20 protein-coding genes are annotated in these 20871 nt (G+C 52.9%); 9 read left to right on the top strand and 11 right to left on the bottom strand.

The window, feature by feature from the left end; all coding sequences use genetic code 11:
• Positions 1 to 15: 15 nt before the first annotated feature.
• The 6 genes from F0P93_RS15340 to F0P93_RS15315 form a co-directional block, all read right to left on the bottom strand.
• Positions 16 to 942 carry an AraC family transcriptional regulator gene (locus F0P93_RS15340; protein WP_114407519.1) on the bottom strand — a complete coding sequence of 309 codons (927 nt, stop codon included), beginning with the start codon at positions 940 to 942 and terminating at the stop codon, positions 16 to 18.
• 171 nt (positions 943 to 1113) lie between these two features.
• On the bottom strand, positions 1114 to 2253 hold the full coding sequence (locus F0P93_RS15335) for an acyl-CoA dehydrogenase (RefSeq protein WP_191908832.1): 1140 nt from the start codon (positions 2251 to 2253) through the stop codon (positions 1114 to 1116).
• A gap of 76 nt (positions 2254 to 2329) precedes the next feature.
• Entirely contained in the window at positions 2330 to 3304 is a 975-nt protein-coding gene (locus tag F0P93_RS15330; protein ID WP_150877328.1) for an NADPH:quinone oxidoreductase family protein, read from the bottom strand.
• Between the two features lie 2 nt (positions 3305 to 3306).
• Positions 3307 to 4377 carry a phosphotransferase family protein gene (locus F0P93_RS15325; RefSeq protein WP_150877326.1) on the bottom strand — a complete coding sequence of 357 codons (1071 nt, stop codon included), beginning with the start codon at positions 4375 to 4377 and terminating at the stop codon, positions 3307 to 3309.
• The gene (locus tag F0P93_RS15320) at positions 4370 to 5590 is read right to left on the bottom strand and encodes an acyl-CoA dehydrogenase family protein (RefSeq protein ID WP_150877324.1); all 1221 of its coding nucleotides are present in this window, start codon (positions 5588 to 5590) and stop codon (positions 4370 to 4372) included. Before F0P93_RS15320 ends, F0P93_RS15325 begins: the two co-directional genes overlap by 8 nt.
• A 4-nt stretch (positions 5591 to 5594) precedes the next feature.
• The gene (locus tag F0P93_RS15315; RefSeq protein WP_225309497.1) at positions 5595 to 6491 is read right to left on the bottom strand and encodes a DMT family transporter; all 897 of its coding nucleotides are present in this window, start codon (positions 6489 to 6491) and stop codon (positions 5595 to 5597) included.
• A 28-nt stretch (positions 6492 to 6519) separates the two neighbouring features.
• Between F0P93_RS15315 and F0P93_RS15310 the strand changes: the two genes are divergently transcribed.
• Positions 6520 to 7452 carry a polysaccharide deacetylase family protein gene (locus F0P93_RS15310; protein WP_150877322.1) on the top strand — a complete coding sequence of 311 codons (933 nt, stop codon included), beginning with the start codon at positions 6520 to 6522 and terminating at the stop codon, positions 7450 to 7452.
• 28 nt (positions 7453 to 7480) lie between these two features.
• Here the strand turns inward: F0P93_RS15310 and F0P93_RS15305 are convergent, their stop codons facing one another.
• Entirely contained in the window at positions 7481 to 8242 is a 762-nt protein-coding gene (locus tag F0P93_RS15305; RefSeq protein WP_150877320.1) for an SDR family NAD(P)-dependent oxidoreductase, read from the bottom strand.
• A 167-nt stretch (positions 8243 to 8409) separates the two neighbouring features.
• Here F0P93_RS15305 and F0P93_RS15300 point away from each other — a divergent pair, with 167 nt between their 5' ends.
• Both F0P93_RS15300 and F0P93_RS15295 read left to right on the top strand, forming a co-directional pair.
• Positions 8410 to 9348, top strand: coding sequence for a CPBP family intramembrane glutamic endopeptidase (locus tag F0P93_RS15300; RefSeq protein WP_150877318.1), 939 nt, complete (start codon positions 8410 to 8412; stop codon positions 9346 to 9348).
• A 45-nt stretch (positions 9349 to 9393) separates the two neighbouring features.
• Positions 9394 to 9975 carry a hypothetical protein gene (locus tag F0P93_RS15295; RefSeq protein ID WP_150877316.1) on the top strand — a complete coding sequence of 194 codons (582 nt, stop codon included), beginning with the start codon at positions 9394 to 9396 and terminating at the stop codon, positions 9973 to 9975.
• Positions 9976 to 10207: 232 nt separating this feature from the next.
• Here F0P93_RS15295 and F0P93_RS15290 read toward each other — a convergent pair whose 3' ends face one another.
• Positions 10208 to 11782, bottom strand: a complete 1575-nt coding sequence (locus F0P93_RS15290; RefSeq protein ID WP_150877314.1) for a M81 family metallopeptidase — start codon at positions 11780 to 11782, stop codon at positions 10208 to 10210.
• A 122-nt stretch (positions 11783 to 11904) separates the two neighbouring features.
• On the opposite strand from F0P93_RS15290, the gene F0P93_RS15285 reads away from it, so the two are divergent.
• Positions 11905 to 13026 carry an RNA-guided endonuclease InsQ/TnpB family protein gene (locus tag F0P93_RS15285; RefSeq protein WP_150877312.1) on the top strand — a complete coding sequence of 374 codons (1122 nt, stop codon included), beginning with the start codon at positions 11905 to 11907 and terminating at the stop codon, positions 13024 to 13026.
• A gap of 192 nt (positions 13027 to 13218) precedes the next feature.
• Positions 13219 to 13641 (top strand): DUF1801 domain-containing protein, encoded by a 423-nt coding sequence (locus F0P93_RS15280; protein ID WP_150877310.1) that lies wholly within the window; start codon positions 13219 to 13221, stop codon positions 13639 to 13641.
• A 58-nt stretch (positions 13642 to 13699) separates the two neighbouring features.
• Here F0P93_RS15280 and F0P93_RS15275 read toward each other — a convergent pair whose 3' ends face one another.
• Positions 13700 to 15436 carry an ArnT family glycosyltransferase gene (locus F0P93_RS15275; RefSeq protein WP_150877308.1) on the bottom strand — a complete coding sequence of 579 codons (1737 nt, stop codon included), beginning with the start codon at positions 15434 to 15436 and terminating at the stop codon, positions 13700 to 13702.
• A gap of 92 nt (positions 15437 to 15528) precedes the next feature.
• Here F0P93_RS15275 and mog point away from each other — a divergent pair, with 92 nt between their 5' ends.
• Complete coding sequence (gene mog, locus F0P93_RS15270; RefSeq protein WP_150877306.1) at positions 15529 to 16065, top strand: molybdopterin adenylyltransferase; 537 nt, start codon at positions 15529 to 15531, stop codon at positions 16063 to 16065.
• Here the strand turns inward: mog and F0P93_RS15265 are convergent, their stop codons facing one another.
• Positions 16066 to 17364: an anthranilate phosphoribosyltransferase gene (locus F0P93_RS15265; protein ID WP_150877304.1), complete on the bottom strand. Its 1299-nt coding sequence runs from the start codon at positions 17362 to 17364 to the stop codon at positions 16066 to 16068. It lies immediately after the preceding gene.
• A 296-nt stretch (positions 17365 to 17660) separates the two neighbouring features.
• A complete protein-coding gene (locus tag F0P93_RS15260) occupies positions 17661 to 18308 on the bottom strand; it encodes a phosphatase PAP2 family protein (protein ID WP_150877302.1) in 648 nt (215 codons plus the stop codon).
• A 91-nt stretch (positions 18309 to 18399) separates the two neighbouring features.
• On the opposite strand from F0P93_RS15260, the gene F0P93_RS15255 reads away from it, so the two are divergent.
• The 3 genes from F0P93_RS15255 to rpmF all read left to right on the top strand — a co-directional run bounded on the left by F0P93_RS15255 (position 18400) and on the right by rpmF (position 20832).
• The gene (locus F0P93_RS15255) at positions 18400 to 19947 is read left to right on the top strand and encodes a glycosyltransferase family 39 protein (RefSeq protein ID WP_191908824.1); all 1548 of its coding nucleotides are present in this window, start codon (positions 18400 to 18402) and stop codon (positions 19945 to 19947) included.
• 65 nt (positions 19948 to 20012) lie between these two features.
• A complete protein-coding gene (locus F0P93_RS15250; RefSeq protein ID WP_150877297.1) occupies positions 20013 to 20558 on the top strand; it encodes a YceD family protein in 546 nt (181 codons plus the stop codon).
• A 79-nt stretch (positions 20559 to 20637) separates the two neighbouring features.
• Positions 20638 to 20832, top strand: coding sequence for a 50S ribosomal protein L32 (rpmF, locus tag F0P93_RS15245; protein ID WP_114407505.1), 195 nt, complete (start codon positions 20638 to 20640; stop codon positions 20830 to 20832).
• Positions 20833 to 20871: the final 39 nt, after the last annotated feature.

Below are 20871 nucleotides of genomic sequence, written 5' to 3'. Positions count from 1 at the left end.
TATTTCGACTACCCGTTATACGTTCATCAGCGACTCCCGACGGCGCATCTTCCCGGCCGGAATCCCGAACATCATCTTGAACCGGCGGCAGAAATAAGCCGTGTCTTTGTAACCCACTTCGGCGCCGATGGCCCGGATGCTTTTCTTCGACGTCCGGAGCAGCCCAACGGCGGCTTCCATCCGTTGGTATTCGATGTAATCCTGCGGATTAATCCCGGTCAGCATTTTGAAATACTGCCCGACGTAATCTTCCGACACGTTGGCGACGTTGGCCAGCACCTTGTTCGACAGGTCACCGCCCAGGTTGTCTTTGATATAGGCGAAGATGTCGATCAGGCGCGGATCTTTGAAATACGTGCTGTTGGTCACCAACTGCTCGACGAACAGGCGGTTTTTCAGGATGTACCGAATCACTTCGATAACGATTTCTTCCGTCTTGATCTTAATGATCCGGCCTTTACCCGCCGTATCCAGCATTTCTTCGGCCAGAATCTGGTTGATCGTCTGTACCAGCGCATCTTCCCGTTTAATGATAAACGGCGGCACGTCCAGCGAGTTAAAGAAGTTCACTGAGTCGAATACCTTGGCTTCAAACGATACATAACCGAACGAGTTCGGCATGTTGGCGATTTTCTGCGGATCGCGGTTGGCTTCAAAATACAGCTCCCGATGAATCATAAATTCTTCGTTGGAGACGGTTTTGGGCTGCGAAGCATCGCCGTAGGTCACGGTAATGTGTTTACCACCCGGAATAAACAGCATGTCGCCGGTTTCCACCTTTACTTTTTCTTCGCCGAACGATACCTCGCCGTTATACAGAACGGTCAACGTATTTTCAACATCGTAATAGTTTTTGATGGTTATGGGCTGTAAAATGCGGATGTTTCGGGCCTTAATGAACTTCACACCCAGCGATTCGATAATCTTATTATAGTCTTCCATATGGGGAAAGTGATGTATCTACATGATAATAATTGCAAAGTTGCACAAAACTAATAAATTGTACAAATCTAATACAACATTCGTTCTTGCGAAAAGATAAAAAAAATAGCGCGATACCAATAAAGTAGCGCGCATGTTTTTTGAAAAAATTGTGCTAACGGTAAAAAAGTTCTATTTAAGCAGCTCCCGGGCGATTACTAATTTTTGGATTTCGGACGTACCCTCATAGATTTGGGTGATCTTGGCATCGCGCATCAACCGCTCGACGTGATACTCTTTTACGTAGCCATAGCCGCCGTGAATCTGGACGGCTTCGGTGGTGGCCCACATCGCAACATCCGACGCAAACAGTTTGGCCATGGCGGCTGCCTGCACATAATCCTTGTGTTCGTCCTTTAGCCGGGCGGCTTTGTAGACCAGCAAGCGGGCGGCTTCAATTTTCGTCGCCATTTCGGCGAGTTTAAACTGAATGGCCTGATGCTCAAAGATTTTCTTTCCGAACGACTGCCGTTCCTGTGCATACGCCAACGCCCGCTCGTAAGCACCAGCCGCAATGCCGAGCGCCTGAGCCGCAATGCCGATGCGGCCGCCGTTTAGGGTTGACATGGCAAATTTGAAGCCAAAACCGTCGTCGCCAATCCGGTTTTCTTTCGGCACGTGTACATCCGTAAACATCAGCGAATGGGTGTCCGACGCCCGGATACCCATTTTGTCTTCTTTTTTCCCGACGACGAACCCTGCCTGGCCTTTTTCGACAATCAGACAATTGATGCCGCGGTGCTTTTTTTCAACATCGGTTTGTGCCATCACCAGGTAAGCACCCGCCGACCCGCCGTTGGTAATCCAGTTTTTGGTACCGTTCAAAATATAATGATCGCCGTGGTCAATCGCCGTGGTGTGTTGCGACGTTGCATCCGACCCTGCTTCCGGTTCCGAAAGACAAAACGCCCCAATAATTTCGCCCGCAGCCAGTCGCGTCAGGTATTTCTGTTTTTGATCTTCCGTGCCGAAGGCTTCCAGGCCCCAGCAAACCAGCGAGTTATTGACCGACATCACCACGGAACAGGAAGCATCGACTTTCGAAATTTCTTCCATCGCAATCACGTACGAAACCGTATCCATCCCGCCACCGCCGTAGTCCGGTGACACCATCATGCCCAGAAACCCCAGTTCGCCCATGCGCCGAACCTGTTCGGTGGGGAATTTGGCGGCCGTGTCGCGCTCGATGACGCCGGGCAGCAGTTCGGTCTGCGCAAAGTCCCGCGCGGCTTCCTGCACGGCCAGGTGTTCTTCAGTCAGGTTAAAATTCAGTCCGGATAAGTCGAGTGTGGAGGTTGACATGTTGTGAAGTGGTTAAATTGGGAATGGAATACGCAAAAATAATAGGTCAGGGCGTAATGACTAGCTTTCCCATCACCTGTCGGTTCATCATTTCAGTGAGGGCCTGCGCCACTTTCTCAAGTGGATATTCCGCCTGAATGTGCGGTTTCATCTGCCCCCGTTCGTAAAACGTCAATAACTCCCGAACATTTTTAAAATTGTCTTTCGTTTGTTTTTCGGCAAACGCGCCCCAGAAAACGCCAACCACCGAACAGCCTTTCAGCAGGGGCAAATTGAGCGGAATCGCCGGAATCTGACCGGCCGCAAAGCCCACAACCAGATACCGGCCGCGCCAACTGACGGAGCGCAAAGCCGCTTCGGTGAGGCTACCACCAACGGGATCGTACACCACATCGACACCCTGCCCGCCGGTCATTTCCTTCAGTCGTTCGCGCAGGTCTTCGCGGCTGTAATTAATCGTATCACTAGCTCCGGTTTGTCGGCAGAGTTCCAGCTTTTCGTCGGTCGAAGCGGCTGCAATGACTTTCGCGCCCATGATCCGGCCCAGTTCAACAGCGGCCAGCCCAACGCCCCCGGCGGCTCCCAGCACCAGCAGGGTTTCGCCGGGTTGGAGATTGGCACGGTCTTTCAACGCGTGGTATGACGTGCCGTAGGTGTACATGAGCGATGCTGCCGTGACGAAATCCATGCCCGACGGAATTGGAAAAGTCTTGAAACCGTCGGCCAGCACCTCGTCGGCAAAACCGCCCCAGCCGGTGAGCGCAAAGACATTATCACCCGGTTTCAGGTGCGTGATGCCTTCGCCCACTTCTTTGACCACACCGGCCACCTCACCACCGGGCGAGAACGGAAACGGCGGCTTGAACTGGTATTTCCCCTGAATCATCAGCGTATCGGGAAAATTGACTCCGCAGGCTTTCACCTGAATCACCAGCTTGCCCGGGGCTGCTTTCGGCGTAGCGGTTTCTTCCACGGTTAAGGTTTCGGGCGGGCCATAGTGATGGCAGAGGACGGCTTTCATGGTTACAGCATTTTTTGGTGTTCAATAGATTGTATGCCTTTTCGGGCCAGCGCCCGAACGCCCGCCAGCAAGCCCGCAAACCGGTGGTCTTGGGTCAAACCCTTTTGGTAGCGGGTGTAAATTTGCTGCATCACCACCGAGTTTTTGAATAACCCAAAGATATAGTAGTACAGAATGCCTGACAAGTCGCGGCCACTGCCTGCGGCATAGCGATCGGCGAATTCCTGACGGGTCAGATTGCCGGGCAACCACGTCAGATTAAACGACTTCTCAAACGGGCCGTCGTTGCTTTCGGCCCAATAGGAGAGGGCGGTTCCGACGTCCATGAGCGGGTCGCCCACCGTACACATTTCCCAATCCAAAACCGCCCGAAGGTCGGTCAGGTCATCCGGATTCAGAACGACGTTATCGTATTTGTAATCATTGTGCAGCAAGGTCGGTGGATTTTCGGCCGGCAGATGATCCGTGAGCCAACGGGCTAAAGCGTCCATGTCGGGCAAATCATCGGTTTGGGAATTTACGTAGCGACGGTGCCAGCCTTCCACCTGCCGGCGAACGTAGCCTTCCGGTTTTCCCAACTGAATCAGACCGGTTGTCTGAATATCCAATGCATGCAATTGAACCAGGTTATCGACCAGCGATTCGGACGCGCGACGCCATATTTCGGCCGGAAGATTCAGTTTCGGAGCAGTATGCGCCCGCAAAATGATACCAGAAACCCGCTTCATGACGTAAAACGGGCCACCCAGAACCGACTCATCGTCGCAGAATACCACCGGTTCCGGAATTTTCGGGTAACCCGCCGACTGGAGTAACGACAAAACCCGAAACTCCCGACCCATATCGTGAGCGCCTTTGATCGTCGCGCCAAACGGCGGTCGGCGGAGAACATACTCCTGCGAGTTGGTTTTAAGCAAATACGTCAGGTTGGAATACCCGCCGGGGAATTGCTCGCAAGCTGTAATGGTCCCGAAACCGGGAACCGTATCGTTTAAATAAGCCGTCAACGCGGCCAGATCGAGTTCTTCGCCGGGGCGGATGCGGGTGGCGGAGTCGGGGTTGAGATCAGCCATTTTTCTTTTTCGTGTCTAAACCGTACTCTTTCAAAATGCTCCGCGCCAGGGCTGATTTATGCACTTCGTCGGCGCCGTCGTAAATCCGCGCCCCGCGTTCGTGCCGGTAATACCAGGCCAGCAGAAGGTCATCTGTAATGCCCATGGCACCAAACGTCTGAATGGCCCGGTCGACCACTTTCAGCATGGTATTGGCGACAAAAAACTTGATGGCCGAAATCTCATTGCGCACGCTGGCGGCTCCGAAACGGTCGATGTTGTGGGCCGTTCGTAACACCATCAGCCGGGCGGCATCGATTTCGGCGCGGCTTTCGGCAATGAACCCCTGAATAAACTGCTTTTCGCCCAACCGAACGCCCGGTTCGATTTCGCGCGTGGCGGCCCGGCTGCACATCAGATCGAAACAGCGTTCGCTGATGCCGATCCAGCGCATGCAGTGGTGAATCCGGCCCGGCCCCAGCCGTTCCTGCGCCAGCACAAAACCCAGTCCTTCGTCCCCGATGCGGTTTTCGATCGGCACCCGCACGTTTTCGTAAACGACTTCCGAATGACTGCCCCAATGATCGCCCGAATCACCCATGATGGAAATGTTGCGGACGAGCCGAAAACCGGGCGCGTCGGTCGGCACCAGAATCATACTGGCCCGGCGGTGGGGCGCGGCATCGGGCGTGGTGACGGCCATGACGATGGCAAAAGCCGCGCCGTCGGCGGAGGACGTAAACCACTTGCGACCGTTGATGACGTACGCGTTGCCGTCCAAAACGGCAGTTGTGCCGAGTTGCGTGGGGTTGGAACCGGCAAATTCGGGTTCGGTCATCGAAAAGCAGGAACGAATCCGGCCTTCCCGGAGCGGTTCCAGAAACCGTTGTTTCAGTTCATCCGACGCGTGCTTGTGCAGCAGTTCCATGTTCCCAATGTCCGGGGCCTGGCAATTGAAGGTATAATGCCCGAACGGACTAGTGGCCAGTACCTCGCTGATTTGCCCGAATTCACACAACGTCAGGCCCAAACCACCTTCGTCCACACCGTGTTGCAAGCCCCATAAACCGGCTTTTTTGACCAGATTCCGTTTTTGATCCAGAACCGTAGCGACTTTGGAAAAAGGCCCGGTCAAGTGCCCGGCGGTTTCGAGCGGGATGAGTTCGGTTTCAATAAAGGCCCGGATGCGGGGCACGAGGTCGCGGGTTCGGTCGGTGGCGAAAAGATCTTCCATGCTTTTAGTTAAAAACGACAATCAAAACCGCCCCGGTCACCATAATAACCGCGCCGATGAGTTTCTGGACAATGTTCTGCTCTTTAAAAAACTGATAACCGAACAGGACGTTGAGCAGGGCCGAGGTTTGGAACAAGGCGAGCACATACCCCACCTGCATGCCGCCAAAGGCCGTATTGGTCGAAAACTGCATCAATCCCGTTGCAACAAACAGGGCGGCATAGGTCCCTTTGTGGGTAGAAAAAACCCGGATCTGCGCTTTCCAGCGACTGCGCAGCGTCAGCAATACCCAACTGAAGGAGAACAGAAAACCCAGCGCACACCAAAGCACAAAGGTGGTCATGGGGGTAGACAAGAGCATGGCGCGTTTGATGAAAATCGCTTCGATGGCCGAGCAAACCAGCGCGATCAGACGAAACTGAATTTCCGGTTTTTTCAGAATGTCCAGCGAGAAACCGCGTCCGCGCTGGCCGGAACCCAAAACCACGTAACTCCCGGCGACAATCAGCAGGACGCCCACCACCCCCATCCAACTGGGTATTTCGTTGAGCAGCAGAATGCCCAGCACCAGGCTGACAACGGATTTGTAGGCATTGACCGGGCCGAGAACGGACAATTCGCCGGTTCGGATGGCTTTGATCAGGAGGACATTTCCCAGAACGCCGATCAGGTTAAAAACGAGCACATCCCACCAGAATGCCGGGGGCAGGTTGGCCAGGGCCAATTCAGACCAGAACGGGATTGTTAATATGGTCAAAAAGCCATAGGTTGCGGAGGAGACAAACAGGGGCTCGGCAGCGCGTTGGGTGAGTTGTTTCTGGAAAACATTCGATAAAGGGCTCGATACAATGCGAACAAGAATGGCAACGGTGGTTAGGGTTAGGGCAAATAACAACATCATAATCGGGTCTACAAATCAGGCTTTCAGGATGCGCTTCCGGCTTTTTATCGGTTTTTGGTTACTGACTTCCCAACTCTGGGCGCAGAAAAAGATCGTGATCACCGTCGATGATCTGCCGGGGGTTACCAGTTACTACCGAACCCCCGACGGTCGGCTGATCATGAATCAAAAACTGGTCCGGCATTTTCAGACGCACCGCGTTCCGGCCATCGGGTTTGTGGTTTCGCAGTGGTTGTACCGGGATGGCGCTCCCGACCCAAATCAGGTCAATGTACTAAAATTGTGGCTCGATGCCGGGCTGGAACTGGGAAATCATACGTTTTCACACAAAGACTATACGGTTATTACGATCCGGGACTACCTGAACGAAGTAACGGGCGGGGAGAAAATCGTCAAATCCCTGGTGGAACAACGCGGCAAGCCGTTTCGGTTTTTCCGGCATCCATTCCTCCGCAAGGGAGAAACGCCCGCTAAAAAAGATTCCCTGGAGCGGTTTCTCGTGCAACATAACTACCGTGAAGCCCCTGTAACGGTCGATAATTATGATTTTCTGTTTTCCCACGCCTACGACAACGCACTGCTGAAAGGCGATACCGCGTCGGCGGCCGAGGTTGGTCGGCAGTATCTGGACTACATGACGGCCTATGTTCGCTACTACGAAGCGCAGTCGGATTCGCTTTTTGGCCGACTCATTCCGCAGACGCTGTTGACGCACGCCAATACGATCAATGCGGTTTACATGGGCGAGTTGTTAACCCGGCTTGCGAAAAGCGGTTACACCTTTATTCCGCTGGATGAAGCCCTGAACGACGAAGCCTACCGCTCGAAAGACGGTTACATTGGCAAAGGCGGTATTTCGTGGATGCACCGCTGGGCGCTGACGCAGGGCAAAAAAGGCGCGTTTTTCAAAGGTGAACCCGAGGTCCCGGCAATGGTGACCAAATGGGCCGAAAACCCGTAGAGACGCGATTAATCGCGTCTCTACCCCGTCAACCCGCCGTCAATCCACCATCCATCTGCAGCGCCTGCCCGGTACAAAACGCGTTTTCGTCCGAACAGAGCCACAAAATCGCCTGCGCAATTTCCTCCGGTTGGCCGAAACGACCGAGGGGAATCACCTGGCGCATCCGCTTTTCCATTTCGGGCGACCGGCTGATGAGTTCATCGACCATCGCCGAATGCGTATAAACCGGGCAAACCGCATTAACGCGGATGTTTTGCCGGGCGTATTCCAGAGCCGCCGTTTTGGTCAGACCCAGCACACCGTGTTTGGCCGCGCTATAGGGGCCGCCTTTGATCATGCCCCGAACGCCCGCAATCGATGAGAGGTTGACGATTTTTCCGCCACCCTGCGCCAGCATTTGCCGGATTTCGAACTGCATGCAGTAGAAAACACCACTCAGGTTGACGGACAGCATTCGGTTCCAGTCGTCGCAGGTCTGGTCGGCCAGTCGGGCGTAGGCGCCACCGATTCCGGCGTTGTTGATGCCGATGTCCAGTCGCCCGAACTGTTCGACGGTTTGCCGAACAGCCGCTTCAACGTCTTCCGGATTCGCCACGTTGCAGGCTATAAACCGGGCTTCCGCGCCTTTGAATTCGGTAATTTCCGCCACGGTTTGTTGTCCACCGGTTTCGTCGATGTCCGCCACCACGACCTGCGCCCCGGCCTGTGCGAACGCTAATGCCGTCGCCCGCCCGATGCCAGAACCGGCTCCGGTGATGAATGCAACCTGATTCGCAAAGTTGGCCATCTTTGATTGTTTATGCCCCGGATTGCATCCGGGGTTATCCACGTTTTAACCCTTCGGGCTTTTTTGGGCAATTCAATGTCTATAAGTTCCGATTCATCCGGACATACTGCCTTTACCACCAAAACGGCTTTGGTTTGCTGGCGGCTTTCCACCAACTTTGAACCACCATGCGTACCCTGATCCGCTATCTCCGCGAACACCTGAAAGCCGACTTTCGCGCCGACTTATATGCCGCAGCCGCCGTGTTTCTGGCGGTTTGCATCAGCATCAATTATTACCTTGATTTTGAGGATAGTTACATCGACGCGTATCGGGGCGAAAACATCCGGATTCTGTTCTATTTTCTACTGTACGCTTTTGCCTATTATTCCGGGGTGTGGTTATGGACGCACTTTCACCAGCGGCTGGACATCTGGCGACGGCGGGATTTTTGGGTGTATAGTCTGGCGGGATTGGCGATCTACAGTTGGTACGCCGGTTTTTACGGATTCAACGACTGGAGTCACGCGGTTTTTGACGGTCAGATTTACCAGTTTGCGTTTTATTGCCTGCGCAACTGGCAGTCGCTGCTGACGGTTTTGCTGCCGTTGCTACTCTTTTACGGGTTTGTCGAAAAAGAATCGAACGGTTTTTACGGAATGCGGCCGAAATGGAAAGGACTGCAAATCTATTTTGTGCTGCTGCTGTGCATGGTGCCGCTGATTACGTACGCGTCTTTCCAGCCGTCTTTTCTGGAGTCGTATCCAACCTACCGCGACACCAACGCCAACGAGTTTTTCAACGTGCCGGAATGGGTAACAGCTTTGGTGTATGAACTGGCCTACGGCTGGGATTTTGTGCCGACGGAGTTGATGTTTCGCGGTTTTCTGGTGATCGGCATGGCGCGGATTCTGGGCCGGGGCACGGTTTTTCCGATGGTAATTACCTATGCTTTCATTCACTTCGGAAAACCGCCCGGCGAAACGATCAGCTCCATTTTTGGCGGTTACATTCTGGGCGTCATTGCGCTCCAAACCCGCAGTATCTGGGGCGGCATTATCATTCACCTGGGCGTGGCCTGGCTCATGGAACTGACGGCTTTTTTGCAGTTGGGGTTGGGGAAATAAGCCCGGTTTCTTGCGATTTGGCCCATTTCCACGAAATTGCGATCCATGAAATTTCTTCTTCTGTTCCTGTTTCTACTCCCGTATCCGCTCTACAGCCAGTCGAATGGAGTCGGATTGGGGCCGTTTCGAATTGGGATCACGACGCCTGACGCTTTGCAGCAGGCCGGTTTTCAGGAACAGGAGCTGGTGGTTGTCAAGGGAACGCTTGCCCTACCCTGCACGAATATTCGCGTTTTTAAAGCGGATTCTGTTGAGGTTCAAGGCATTCTGATGGCTCGATTATTCCTGGTCTTTCACGAAAACCGCTTGTATCGGATTACGTGCGAGTTCGATGGACCGCTCCAAACGGCTTTCGTTGCCCAACATGGCAAAGGCCAAAAGAGACCAACCACCCGCCTTGCCTTGTGCGACCGGAGCAACGCGAAGCGTATGGTTCTGGAAAGCGAAAGCTGGCAACTGGGTGATTGCGTAGCCCTGGCGATTCGTGCCGTGGGGACCAATGCGCGTTGTGAGCCGGAGCAAACGACCCGTCTGACCATCGCGAGTCCGTCAGTCGCTGCCATCACCTCGGAATGTGATCTGGATCATCTGGATCCTTATTTTGAGGGAATTGGGGTGAAGCGGTAGGCAAAGTTTTTCAACACGGTTGAGTATTGAAAATGACGCGGCTTATCTGGTCGGTTTTGACAAAGTTTTTAACGCAAACTGTGAGATTATTGACCCCGGAGGGGTCCGATTTGCTATTAACATTACGTGCCGCTGGCACTTAAACAACTGTCAGGCATGGGCATCGTCTCATAGTTGGCGTTCTTTTTACTATTTACAAGCTTCCGGTAGTGTTGAATTTCTTCAGTTTCAACTACTTCCCTTCCCCCGACAACGGCACCAGCTTCGCCGATAAATCTGGGGTTTTCATGGCTGCGTCGAAAGGAAACATCGGCCGTTTGATCCGTTTGTACGGTAATCGCGCCAAATCCTGATCAACGCCCCCGGGTGTCAGCGCCATGATCCAGTCGGCCTGCATGGCATATAGTTCCGGCTCAAGATAGCCGATTTTGACGACGACAATGTCCGATTTACGGGGATTCAGGCCCAGGCGGGTGAAGTCGATTTCCTTGTGGTACGGTTTTCGTTTTTGGGTAACGATGACATGCACGCTCCCTACTTTCACGACTACCTCAACTTCAGCGTTGATATCGCCTTTGACAATGGCTTCGACGGTGCCCTTCAGCGGAACCGGCGGGGCAAACCGGGCATCGACCCGGGCACCCGCAACGCCTTCCACCTGGCCTCCAATGCCCGCTGCCATCGCCTTTTTCACCAGTTCCGGATCGGGAATCGACGCGTAGATCAATGACGGGCCATCCGCCCGCTGAAATTCCGGACGCGCCAGAATCTGTGTAAGCGTCCAGGTGACGTCACCCGCCCCACCCGCCGTCGGGTTGTCGCCGGTATCGCTGATGAAAAAAGGATGCTTCTGGCTGACCAGGGCTTTGGCCAGAACGTCTTCCAGTTTGCCCGTCGGCGCAACAAAATCGAATTGGTTCCGGACCTTCCAGAACGCCTGCGCCAGCTTCTCGGCCGTTTGAATGACCTTGGTTTTGTCGTCACCGACCGCCATCACCACGGCATGGTTGCGGGGTTCGTCCGCCCAGGCGTAACCAATCCAGATGGCTGCATCGACAATGCCAGCCTGGTGGTCGGCCAGGGGAGCCACCTGTTGATACAGACTTTTGCCGGGTTCGATGCGCGTACTCGTTTTTTCGCCCGGCAACAGAATCGGGATCGGAATCCAGGCTTTGTAGGCCGGTTTTCCCTTGCCGCTTTTGATGCGATCGAGCAGGTTGACGACGGCCCGTTCCTTGGTTTGCATGGCATCCTCGTGCGGAGCCATCCGGTAACAGGTCATCAAATCCGTATTTTGGGCCAGCCGCCAAGACACGTTGCCGTGCAAATCCATCGACGTAGAAATGAGGGTTTTATAACCGATTACTTGGCGGATTCGGGTAATGAAATCACCTTCCGGGTCATCCAGCCCCTTGACGCTCATGGCTCCGTGAATATCAAAATACAACCCGTCGTAGGGGCCGTATTTTTTGAGCGAATCCAGCGTTTTGCTGACCAGCGATTCGTAGGCTTCCCGCGTCACGGCTCCGCCCGGCAGCGATTTTCCGACGATGGTGGGCACCCAAACCGCTTGTTTGCGCAGGGGCGAAATCGGCATCATAAACGGGTAGGCGTTGTAGATCTCCCCACCGTAGCGGGCGTGAAAAGCTTCTTCGTGGGTAACCGCCGGAGAAAACGTGCTGGATTCGATGCCTAACCCGGCGATGGCGATGCGGGGCAACTTCGGTGCACCAGTGTTGTTGGTCGGTTGGGCAAATGCGGAATGAGATGCCGTAAGCCAAACTGCCACGAAGAAGAACTGTTTCATGAGATTGGAGCGAGAAACCCCGCGCCTTTAGGCCGGGGAGGAAAGCGACGCGCCTGTGGCGCAACACCTTCCGGTGAAACATAACTTTTCAATGACTGAATGACTTTTCGTATCTTTGGGTTGTGAAACTGACTGCCAAAATAAAACTCCTTCCGACTTCCGAACAGGCTCAAAACCTGCTTGATACGCTTGTTCGAGCCAATCAAGCTTGCCATGCTTTGAGTGAAATTGCCTGGGAGAATAAACAGTTTAAGCAGTTTGGGCTTCACAAATTGGCCTACTACCCGATTAAAGAACAGTTCGGGCTTTCGGCGCAAATGATCGTCCGGTGTATTGCCAAAGTGGTTGATGCCTACAAATTGGACAAAAAGTCCAAGCGCGAGTTTCGGCCAACCGGGGCTATTGCCTACGATAGCCGGATTATTTCGTACAAGCCCGCTAAAAATACCGTTTCGATCTGGACACTGACCGGGCGCGTAGCCATTCCTTATATCGGTGGTGAGCACAATGAAGCCCTTTTGAAGTTTCAGCAGGGCGAATCGGACTTGTTTTACCGCAAAGGCAAGTGGTTTTTGTTGGCCACCTGCGATGTGCCCGATGAGCAAACCAGCGAGATTGATTCTATACTCGGCGTTGATCTCGGTATTGTCGATCTGGCAACTGACTCGGATGGTCAGCGGTTTACGGGCTCTGAAATTCGGAAGTATCGAAAGAAAAGGGCCTCTATTCGTGCCAGTGTTCAGGCCAAAAAGAACGCGAAGGCTTCTAAATCTACCATTAAGAATACCCGGCGTTTGCTTAAACGAATTAGTAAAAGAGAGCGAACGACCTCTACCATCATTAACCACACGATTAGTAAAAGACTGGTTGAGAAAGCCCAATCTTCTAATCGTGGCATTGCGTTGGAGAACTTGAAAGGCATACGGGATCGAACCGTACCACGGCTCCGCAAGAAACAACGCCGTGAACACAGTTCGTGGCCGTTTTACCAGTTGCGCCAGTTTATTACGTACAAAGCGCAACTGAATGGTGTTCCGGTGATGGTTATCCCACCGGCCTATACCAGCAAAACGTGCCACGAATGCAACCACCTTGGACACCGTTCCGGCAAGTCCTTTACGTGTACAAACTGCGGCAATTGTACTGATGCTGACCATAATGGGGCGTTGAACATTGCTGCGGTCGGGGCTAGTGTAACTTGGCCTGAAAACTCGACTCTGATTTGCTTTCTGCATCGAAGTTAGGGTTAAAGCCGCCTTGCTTTAGCTGGCGGAATAGTTACAGCTACAAGTTAAAGCATTTCGCCCATCTTTAAAATTTCTGGCTAAATCTGTCTTTTAGCTACTATAAATTCAACCTGTCGTTCAATTTTCTGGCACGATATGAGCCGTTTTTACTATTTTTAGAAGGTCGCTGACTGTGATAAACCGACGATCATGGCAAAAAATAAAACAACGGAAACCGAGCATAGCGTATCCGCTTATCTGAATGCAATTGCAAATGAGAAACGACGCAGCGATTGCACGGAACTGGTTGCCTTCATCACCGCACAAACCGGGCTTGAACCTAAAATGTGGGGTACAAGCATTGTCGGCTTCGGCAGTTACCATTACAAATATGAGAGCGGACATGAAGGTGACGCCCCGCTGATTGGGCTTGCTTCCCGTGCCAATGCCATTACCTTGTACATGGCTTCCGATTTCGATGAGAAAGAGCCATTGTTACAACAGTTTGGCAAGCACAAAACCGGGAAAGGCTGTATTTACATCCAAAAACTGGAGGACATTGACACGGCTGTCCTGGGCCAAATGGTGCAGAATTCGGTGAAGCACCTGAAAGATCGGTATCAAAGCACCTGATCGTTTTCGCTTCGCAGTAATAAACTGACCCGTTGGTAAAACGGAATATGACCTTCAATCACTTAAACGCCGGTTTTCTCCGCAGGAAAACAAAACCGGCGTCCTCCCGAATAATTTCCAGATTCGGATGATAGCGGTACTGATCAATGTTGATGTTGCGGGTGACGAAAAAAGCCGGTTTATCGACCGGGCCGTTGATCAGCCAGTCTTCCCGGTAGCTGTTGGGATTGGTCGGCGGTTGTTTCCGGAAATAAAACAGGTGGGCATAGCTTTTGTAACCGATGGGTTCGATATACACATCCTGTCCCTGTTTGGCTTCGTAAAAATCAATGACCGCGCCCTGCGTATACCGTTCGATTTTGGGAATAATCGCCGGTAACACAAACCACAATAAAACCGGGGTCGCCAGGAACAACGTCACCACACTGCCGACGGGCCGTTTTTGCCGGAGCACTAACAGACCAATAATAATCACGCCATAAGCCGTCCCGATGACCCATTCCCAGCCCTGCCATTCGACGGGGGCGGTCAGGTTGGCGGCTGCAAACCGGTCTTTGATGTACGGGATCAGTTCGACGGCATTCATTCCGACCAGCGGCAGGGCCGTAATCAGGAGGGCCAATACGCCACCAATCACGGCAATGCCGATGGTAAGCCAGCGGTTCCATGTCAGAGACCCTTTCAGATAGCTATACAAAACCGTAGCGGCCAGATAAGAAACCGGAAACCACGCCATTGAGGAATAGTGAACGATTTTGGTTTTGACGATGGAGAATAAGATCATCACCACCCAAAACAGAATGATCATCCAGCGCCGAAGTGAAACCGCTCGTTCAGATTTTAACGGTCCGGTGTTCCGATCTGAACGGTTTTCTGTCGCGGATTTGTAATCCGCAATGGATTCTGGTATTGGAACTGCGGATTGCAAATCCGAACGAGAATCCGCAAAAAAACCGCGAATCGCCAGCAGTGACATTGGAAAACAGCCCAGCAAAACCACCACAAAATGATAGTAAAACGGTTGTTGGTGGCCCGCGTCGGGCGTGGAGAAGAGCCGGATCTGGTAGCGGAAAAATTCTTCAAAAAACCAGAAACCGTTCTTGACCAGCTCCAGACCAAACCAGACCGAGGCTACGGCCAGCCCGCAACCAAAAAACAACAAACCGTTTAGAAAGCTGAGGATCGGACGAAACCGCTGAATGGCCCAGTAAACCAGAAACGTCAGGCCGACCAGCAAACCGCCTACTGGGCCTTTGGTCAACACTGCCAACCCGACGAACAGCCCCGAAAAAGCCGCCAGCCGGGTGGCTTTGGGCGTGCCGTAAGCCGAAACCGCCTGGGCGATGAACCAGACGCTCAGGAAGATAAAGAGGTTGAAGGTCGGGTCGATAATGCCGGATTTGAAATACAGATGGGGCGTTAAGGAACCGAAATAGGCCAGCGCCCACAGCAGACCAAACCGCTCATCGACACTCTTTTTTCCCACGAAATACAGAACCAGCAGCGTGACAATGCCCATGACGGCATTGGGAAACCGGGCGGCAAACTCGTTGATTCCGAATGCCTTCATGGCCAGCACCTGCAGCCAGAAAAACAGGGGCGGTTTTTCCCAAAACGGCTGAAAGTTGATCTGAACCCGGGTGTAGTTGCCCGTCACGATCATTTCCCGCGCCGACTCGGCAAAATTGATCTCATCCCAGTCGAAGAGGTGAACGCGGCCCAGAAACGGAAAATAGAACAACGCTCCGGCCAGAACCAGCAATAGGGGAATAAAACGGGACGGAATTCGGGGCATAGCGTTGGGATTGATTTCGCAAAAGTACAGAAACTAGCCGTTCCGTCGCGCGCTTGCGTGTATCTTTGCGCCATCATTCTAAAAGGCTTTTCATGGCAACTCCAATTCGTATCGGTGTAATCAATGTGTCTGACCGGGCCAGCGCGGGCATTTACGAAGACATTCCCGGCAAAGCCGTGGTGAGTCTGTTGACAAAATACCTGAGTTGTGACTGGGAGCCGGTGTATCGGGTCATTCCCGATGAGCAACCCCAACTGGAAGCCACGATGATCGAACTCGCCGATGTGGAAGGCTGCTGTCTGGTGGTGACCACGGGCGGCACCGGCCCGGCCCTGCGCGACGTGACACCGGAAGCCACCGAAGCGGTTTGTCAAAAAATGCTACCGGGATTTGGTGAGCTGATGCGGCAGGAAAGTCTGAAATACGTGCCGACGGCCATTCTGTCGCGCCAGACCGCCGGGATTCGCAACCAGACGCTGATGCTGAATTTGCCCGGAAAACCGACGGCTATCGAGCAATGTCTGTCGGTGGTTTTTCCGGCCATTCCGTATTGCATCGACCTGATTGGCGGCCCGTTTCTGACGACCAACCCGGACGTTATGAAGGTGTTTCGGCCCAAATCGGCCTGATTAGCTCAATCGAACGTCTTTCATAGTCCGCCCATCCAGTTGCCCTTCGATCCAGTCCATGCCCCGGCTCAGCAGCGCCTGGGTAAAGCGGACGCGGTTGTCGAAGTCGTCGTTGTCGGTTTCGCCTTCATTCATGAAATCGCGGATGAGTCGGGCGTTGTCGTTAACCTGTAGGTTCATCACGATTTCGTCACTGGCTGTGCGGTATTCGGCAAAGGCGGGCAAGTCGGCGTCGAAATGTTGGTAAAACAAGTGACCGCGGGCCGTCCGGACGGCGCACAGAATTCCGCTGCTCCGGCTGGTCGAGGGTGAAAGACTGCCTTCCAACCCGCGTTTCATCACAATGACGGCATCGAAACCGGCCATGAGTGCCAGTTCGGCCATTTTCATCTGGAAGGGGACCTGAAAAACCGGCGTCACCAGAATCCGGGCGCTGCACGGGTTCATGATTTTTTCGAGCGTCGCTAGAAAGGGTCGTTTGAGCATAAGCCGACGGCGGTCGACCCAGCGGTTCAAGGCAGGCGAGAGCGCTTTCTGATCGAGCACCCAGCCGAACGGTTCCGGTGGTGTATTGATTTCGTGGTTGCTCTGCAACATCTGACACCCCAGGTAGAGATACAGATCGAGGGCATTGAGGGTATATTTCGGCCCCGGCGTTCGGCCAACGACCGACAGCGCGCCGTAGCCGCGCTGTTCGAAAAAATGGGCCAGCAGCGGAGTAATCAGGTACGTATGCTCCACGCCATCGAACGGTTCGGCCAGTTGAACCAGCGGGCGGTCGACACAGCTCAGTTGCCGAAAACCGGGCGTAATGGTTTCCATGGCGGCATCATAGAACCCCTTGTATTCGTCGTTGGATTCGATGCGGATGCGCAAAATGTTGGTAGCCATGCCTTTGAACGTTTCGCAGTCGTCGTCCAAAAACAGAAAGTTTCCCAGCTGATGGGCTTCGCTGGCGCGGAGAATATGGCCTTTCAGGAGTTTGGTGGCAATGGGAAAGAGGTTTGTGGGCAAATCAGGACATACTTTATTGATAAAGAAGGTCGGATTCAAAAAAGCCCCTTTCCCGAAAATCTGCTCCAGTGACCGTTCTTCCGGCATCGGTCCTTTCGCCAGCAGAGCCCCCAGAAAAGCGCCCTTTTGCAACGGATCGGCGTGGCCCGACACCAACACCTGTCGGCATTCTTCCATCAAAGCAGGCGGTAAGGGTCGACGGCCCAATTTGCCGAAACCAATGTGCTGAATACCCCGACCTAAGGCTGTAGTGGTTGGATCAGCAATGGATGGCGTTTGAAGCATAATAATGGAGAACCTTGGATTTCAAGCTGAAATTACGAAAAGAGATACGTATTGTTGATAACTGAGAATATTTTTAAACTGAATTTTTGATAAATACCAAATAATTATTGATATAAACCCATTTAGGCAACCTATTTTTTGGGAAATAGACTATTTTGCCAAATTGAAAAGCTGGACGTACAGGGCATATCAAATACCCGGGCAGGCAGGTATATACGTAAAAGGTGAGCGATCGAACTATTTACCGATTCGATGTGATTATTTCAGGATTATTTTTGTATGCGCAAATTTGGGTATTAGAGCCGTAACCGACGATCGTGCCAGGTTTTCGGGTTTTGATCCCAGTGGCGGCTCAGGAGCCAGAAAACGAGCAGGGAAGAAACCGTTCCGATCAGTGAGCCGACGTATACATCCTCCACAAAGTGCTGAAAGAGATACACCCGCGAATACGCTGTAATACCGGCCATAAGCGCAAAAAACCAGCCCCGGCTTTTGCGATCGTCGAGCAGGGCCAGAAGGCAAAAAACCGCAAATGCTGTAGTGGAGTGGCCCGACGGAAAACTGTTGTAACTGTGGATGTCCAGGCCGTCGATAATCCGGTATTGCCAGGGCGAATGTTCGAAATATTTCAACGGGCGCAACGAATCCGAGAAAACAAATTGCTTCAGTACGCGGGTAATCAGAGTCGATAGCAGAAACGAAGCCACACCCATGAGGGCAAACCGGAGCGACCGGAACAAGAGAATGATGATGACCAGAACGGCGAAAGCCCCATCGCCCAGATACGTAACGTTCTGAAAAAAGAGATCGGCCAGGGGGGCGTGGTGGCCGTTCACCCACTGCATGAGTTCAGCCTTGGTGTAAAGCAGCATCAACACACCGACCGTTACCAGGAAAAGGAGATAGATGATGAAAAAAGAACGGTTTCTGGCTATAATTTCCATAAATGGCGTTTTTAACGGGCAGAAATACGGGAAGGGTGTGAAAAAAAATGAATTAGAAAGTATCTTGATGCGTTTTTACACTCGGCGTTATATGCGTTCTGTTTCATTGCCTGGTTTTTTTTCAGTGCTGCCCACGGCAGTCGCCTATCGCCGGATTGGCTGGCTCTTTACGGTTGCCTGGGGCGCTTTCATTGTTTTTCGACGTTTGCTGCGCGAAGGCATGTGGGCCGATGGTCTCACCTACGCGGCCCTTTCCCGCAATATGGCCATCGGAAAAGGGTCATTCTGGTCGCCGGTTTTTGCCAGCTCGTTCTGGCTGCCGTTCAACCAGACCGAAACATTTTACGAACATCCTCCCCTGTTGTTTTACATCCAGTCCTGGTTTTTCAGGCTCCTCGGCGACACGTACGTCACCGAACGCGTCTATTGTCTGGTGATGCTTCTTTTGATCCTTTTCCTGATGGTTCAGTTATGGCGGCAACTCGTTCCGACCGACCATCCGATGTACCGCTGGGAATGGTTACCGGTTTTTCTGCTGTTTACGTTTCCGCTTACAGAGTGGACCTATGCGCAAAATTACCTGGACGTAACGATGAGCCTGTTCTGTCTGCTGACCGTCAAATATACGATTGAAGGCTGGCAAAATCCCAAAAGATGGTTTCCAATGGCTACGCTGGCGGTTTTGGCCTTGCTGGCCGCCTTTTTGACCAAAGGCCCGGTGAGTCTGCATGTGCTGGCGGTTCCGGGGCTATACGGATTGTTTTGCTTCCCAACCCCGGAACTCGGAAAGGCGACCCGCTGGACGTTTTTGCTGATTGGTGGGTTTGCGCTGCTGCTGTCGCTCCTGTTGCTGTATGAACCGGCCCGGATTTTCCTGCATACCTACTTTAACCAGCAGGTGTGGGCGGCCCTGAACGGAAAACGCGAGGTCTACGGTGATACTTCAGGCTCGCTGGGCCGAACCTTCATTGTGAAAGTGTTGCTGACTAACTTGGCCCCCGCGCTGGTGCTTCTGGCGGTTTTGTGGCTCCTGAACCGGTTCTGGTTGAAATCAAGGGAAGCGATTCGTCCGCTTTCGGGAATGATCCGGTTTTATATAGCTCTGGGGCTGGCTTCTACGCTACCCATTATGGCTACCACCAAACAGATCGAATATTACATCGTTCCCGCACTTCCGTATATGGCACTGGGCCTGGGGGCCTGGATAGGGCCACAACTGGTAAAACTCACGTTTCGGTTGCCGAAAACCAGTTTGCGGATCTTCCTGGCGCTGGGCTGGATGGCGTGCCTCGGTTCCGGAGTCTACGGAATCAGCATTGCCGGAACGCCCTACCACAGCCACCGGGCCATTCTGGCCGATGTTCACACCATCGGATCGGTCGTTCCGTCGAACACCAGGCTGGGGGTTTGCCCGGAAATGATGGCCAGTGTCTTGCTCCATTCGTATCTGCAACGCTACCACCGCCTTGAAATGACGACGCTGGCGAAAAAGCCGGTCTATTTCCTGGCCGACCCCACGTGCCGGGATGCCCAGCATCCGCAATTGACCGCTGCCGGCTACCAACCCGTTGCGGTTTCGATGAAAAGTTACGTTCTCTACCACCGGCCGGCCCCACCCGTCTCAACAAAGAGACTGTAAATTGACAGTTAGTCTTTTAGGATTCAGAAATAGTTCGTAACTTTGCGGACTATTTTGAGACGATAGTGAAGGAGTTGCAAAAATACACCATCCCCATTAGCAGTCTTGAAGACAAATCGTACGAGTTTGACTTTGAATCCGGCGATGCGTTTTTCGAGGCCATGGATCAGGAACTGATTCAGAGCGGGTCATTCAAGACGCATCTGGTTTTAACCAAGTCGTCGTCGATGATTCACTTGAATTTCCATATCCAGGGAACGGTGGGCCTCATCTGTGACCGCAGCCTGGATCCGTTCGACGAGCCGATTGCTATTGAGGAACAACTGTTTCTGAAATTTTCGGATCGCGTGGAGGAACTGACCGACGAAATCGAACTGATTCTGTGGGAGACGCAGCAAATTAATATTGCGCGTTACCTTTTCGATTTTATCGTTCTGTCGTTGCCGATGAAAAAACTCCATCCCCGGTTCCGAGAGGAAGAAAACGACGAGGATGAGGAACAGGAAGGCAAGGTGGTGTACCGGTCGGACGCTCCGGGGCCTGATGACGAAACCCCTGAGCCGCCCGTTGACCCCCGTTGGGAAGCATTGCGAAAACTGAATAATAATTAATACAATTTGTTATCCCTCCAGCAACCGTTCCGGCGGTGGGAGAATGGCAAGACTTACTGACAATTGACACGATACAATTATGGCACATCCCAAACGCAGACATTCAACCACCCGCCGGGACAAGCGTAGAACGCACGATAAACTGACCCCGAAGGCGCTATCTTTCGATGCGACGACGGGCGAGATTCACATTCGTCACAAAGCGCACGTATTCGAAGGCAACCTGTATTACAAAGGCAAGGTGATGATTGAAAATTACGCACCAACCGCCTGACATTCCAGCCCCCAACCCCACGCAGGGGCTTTTTTCAGC

The sequence above is a fragment of the Larkinella humicola genome, from assembly GCF_008727875.1.
Classification (GTDB): Bacteria; Bacteroidota; Bacteroidia; order Cytophagales; family Spirosomataceae; genus Larkinella; species Larkinella humicola.
This window is presented reverse-complemented; position numbering and strand designations above follow the sequence as displayed.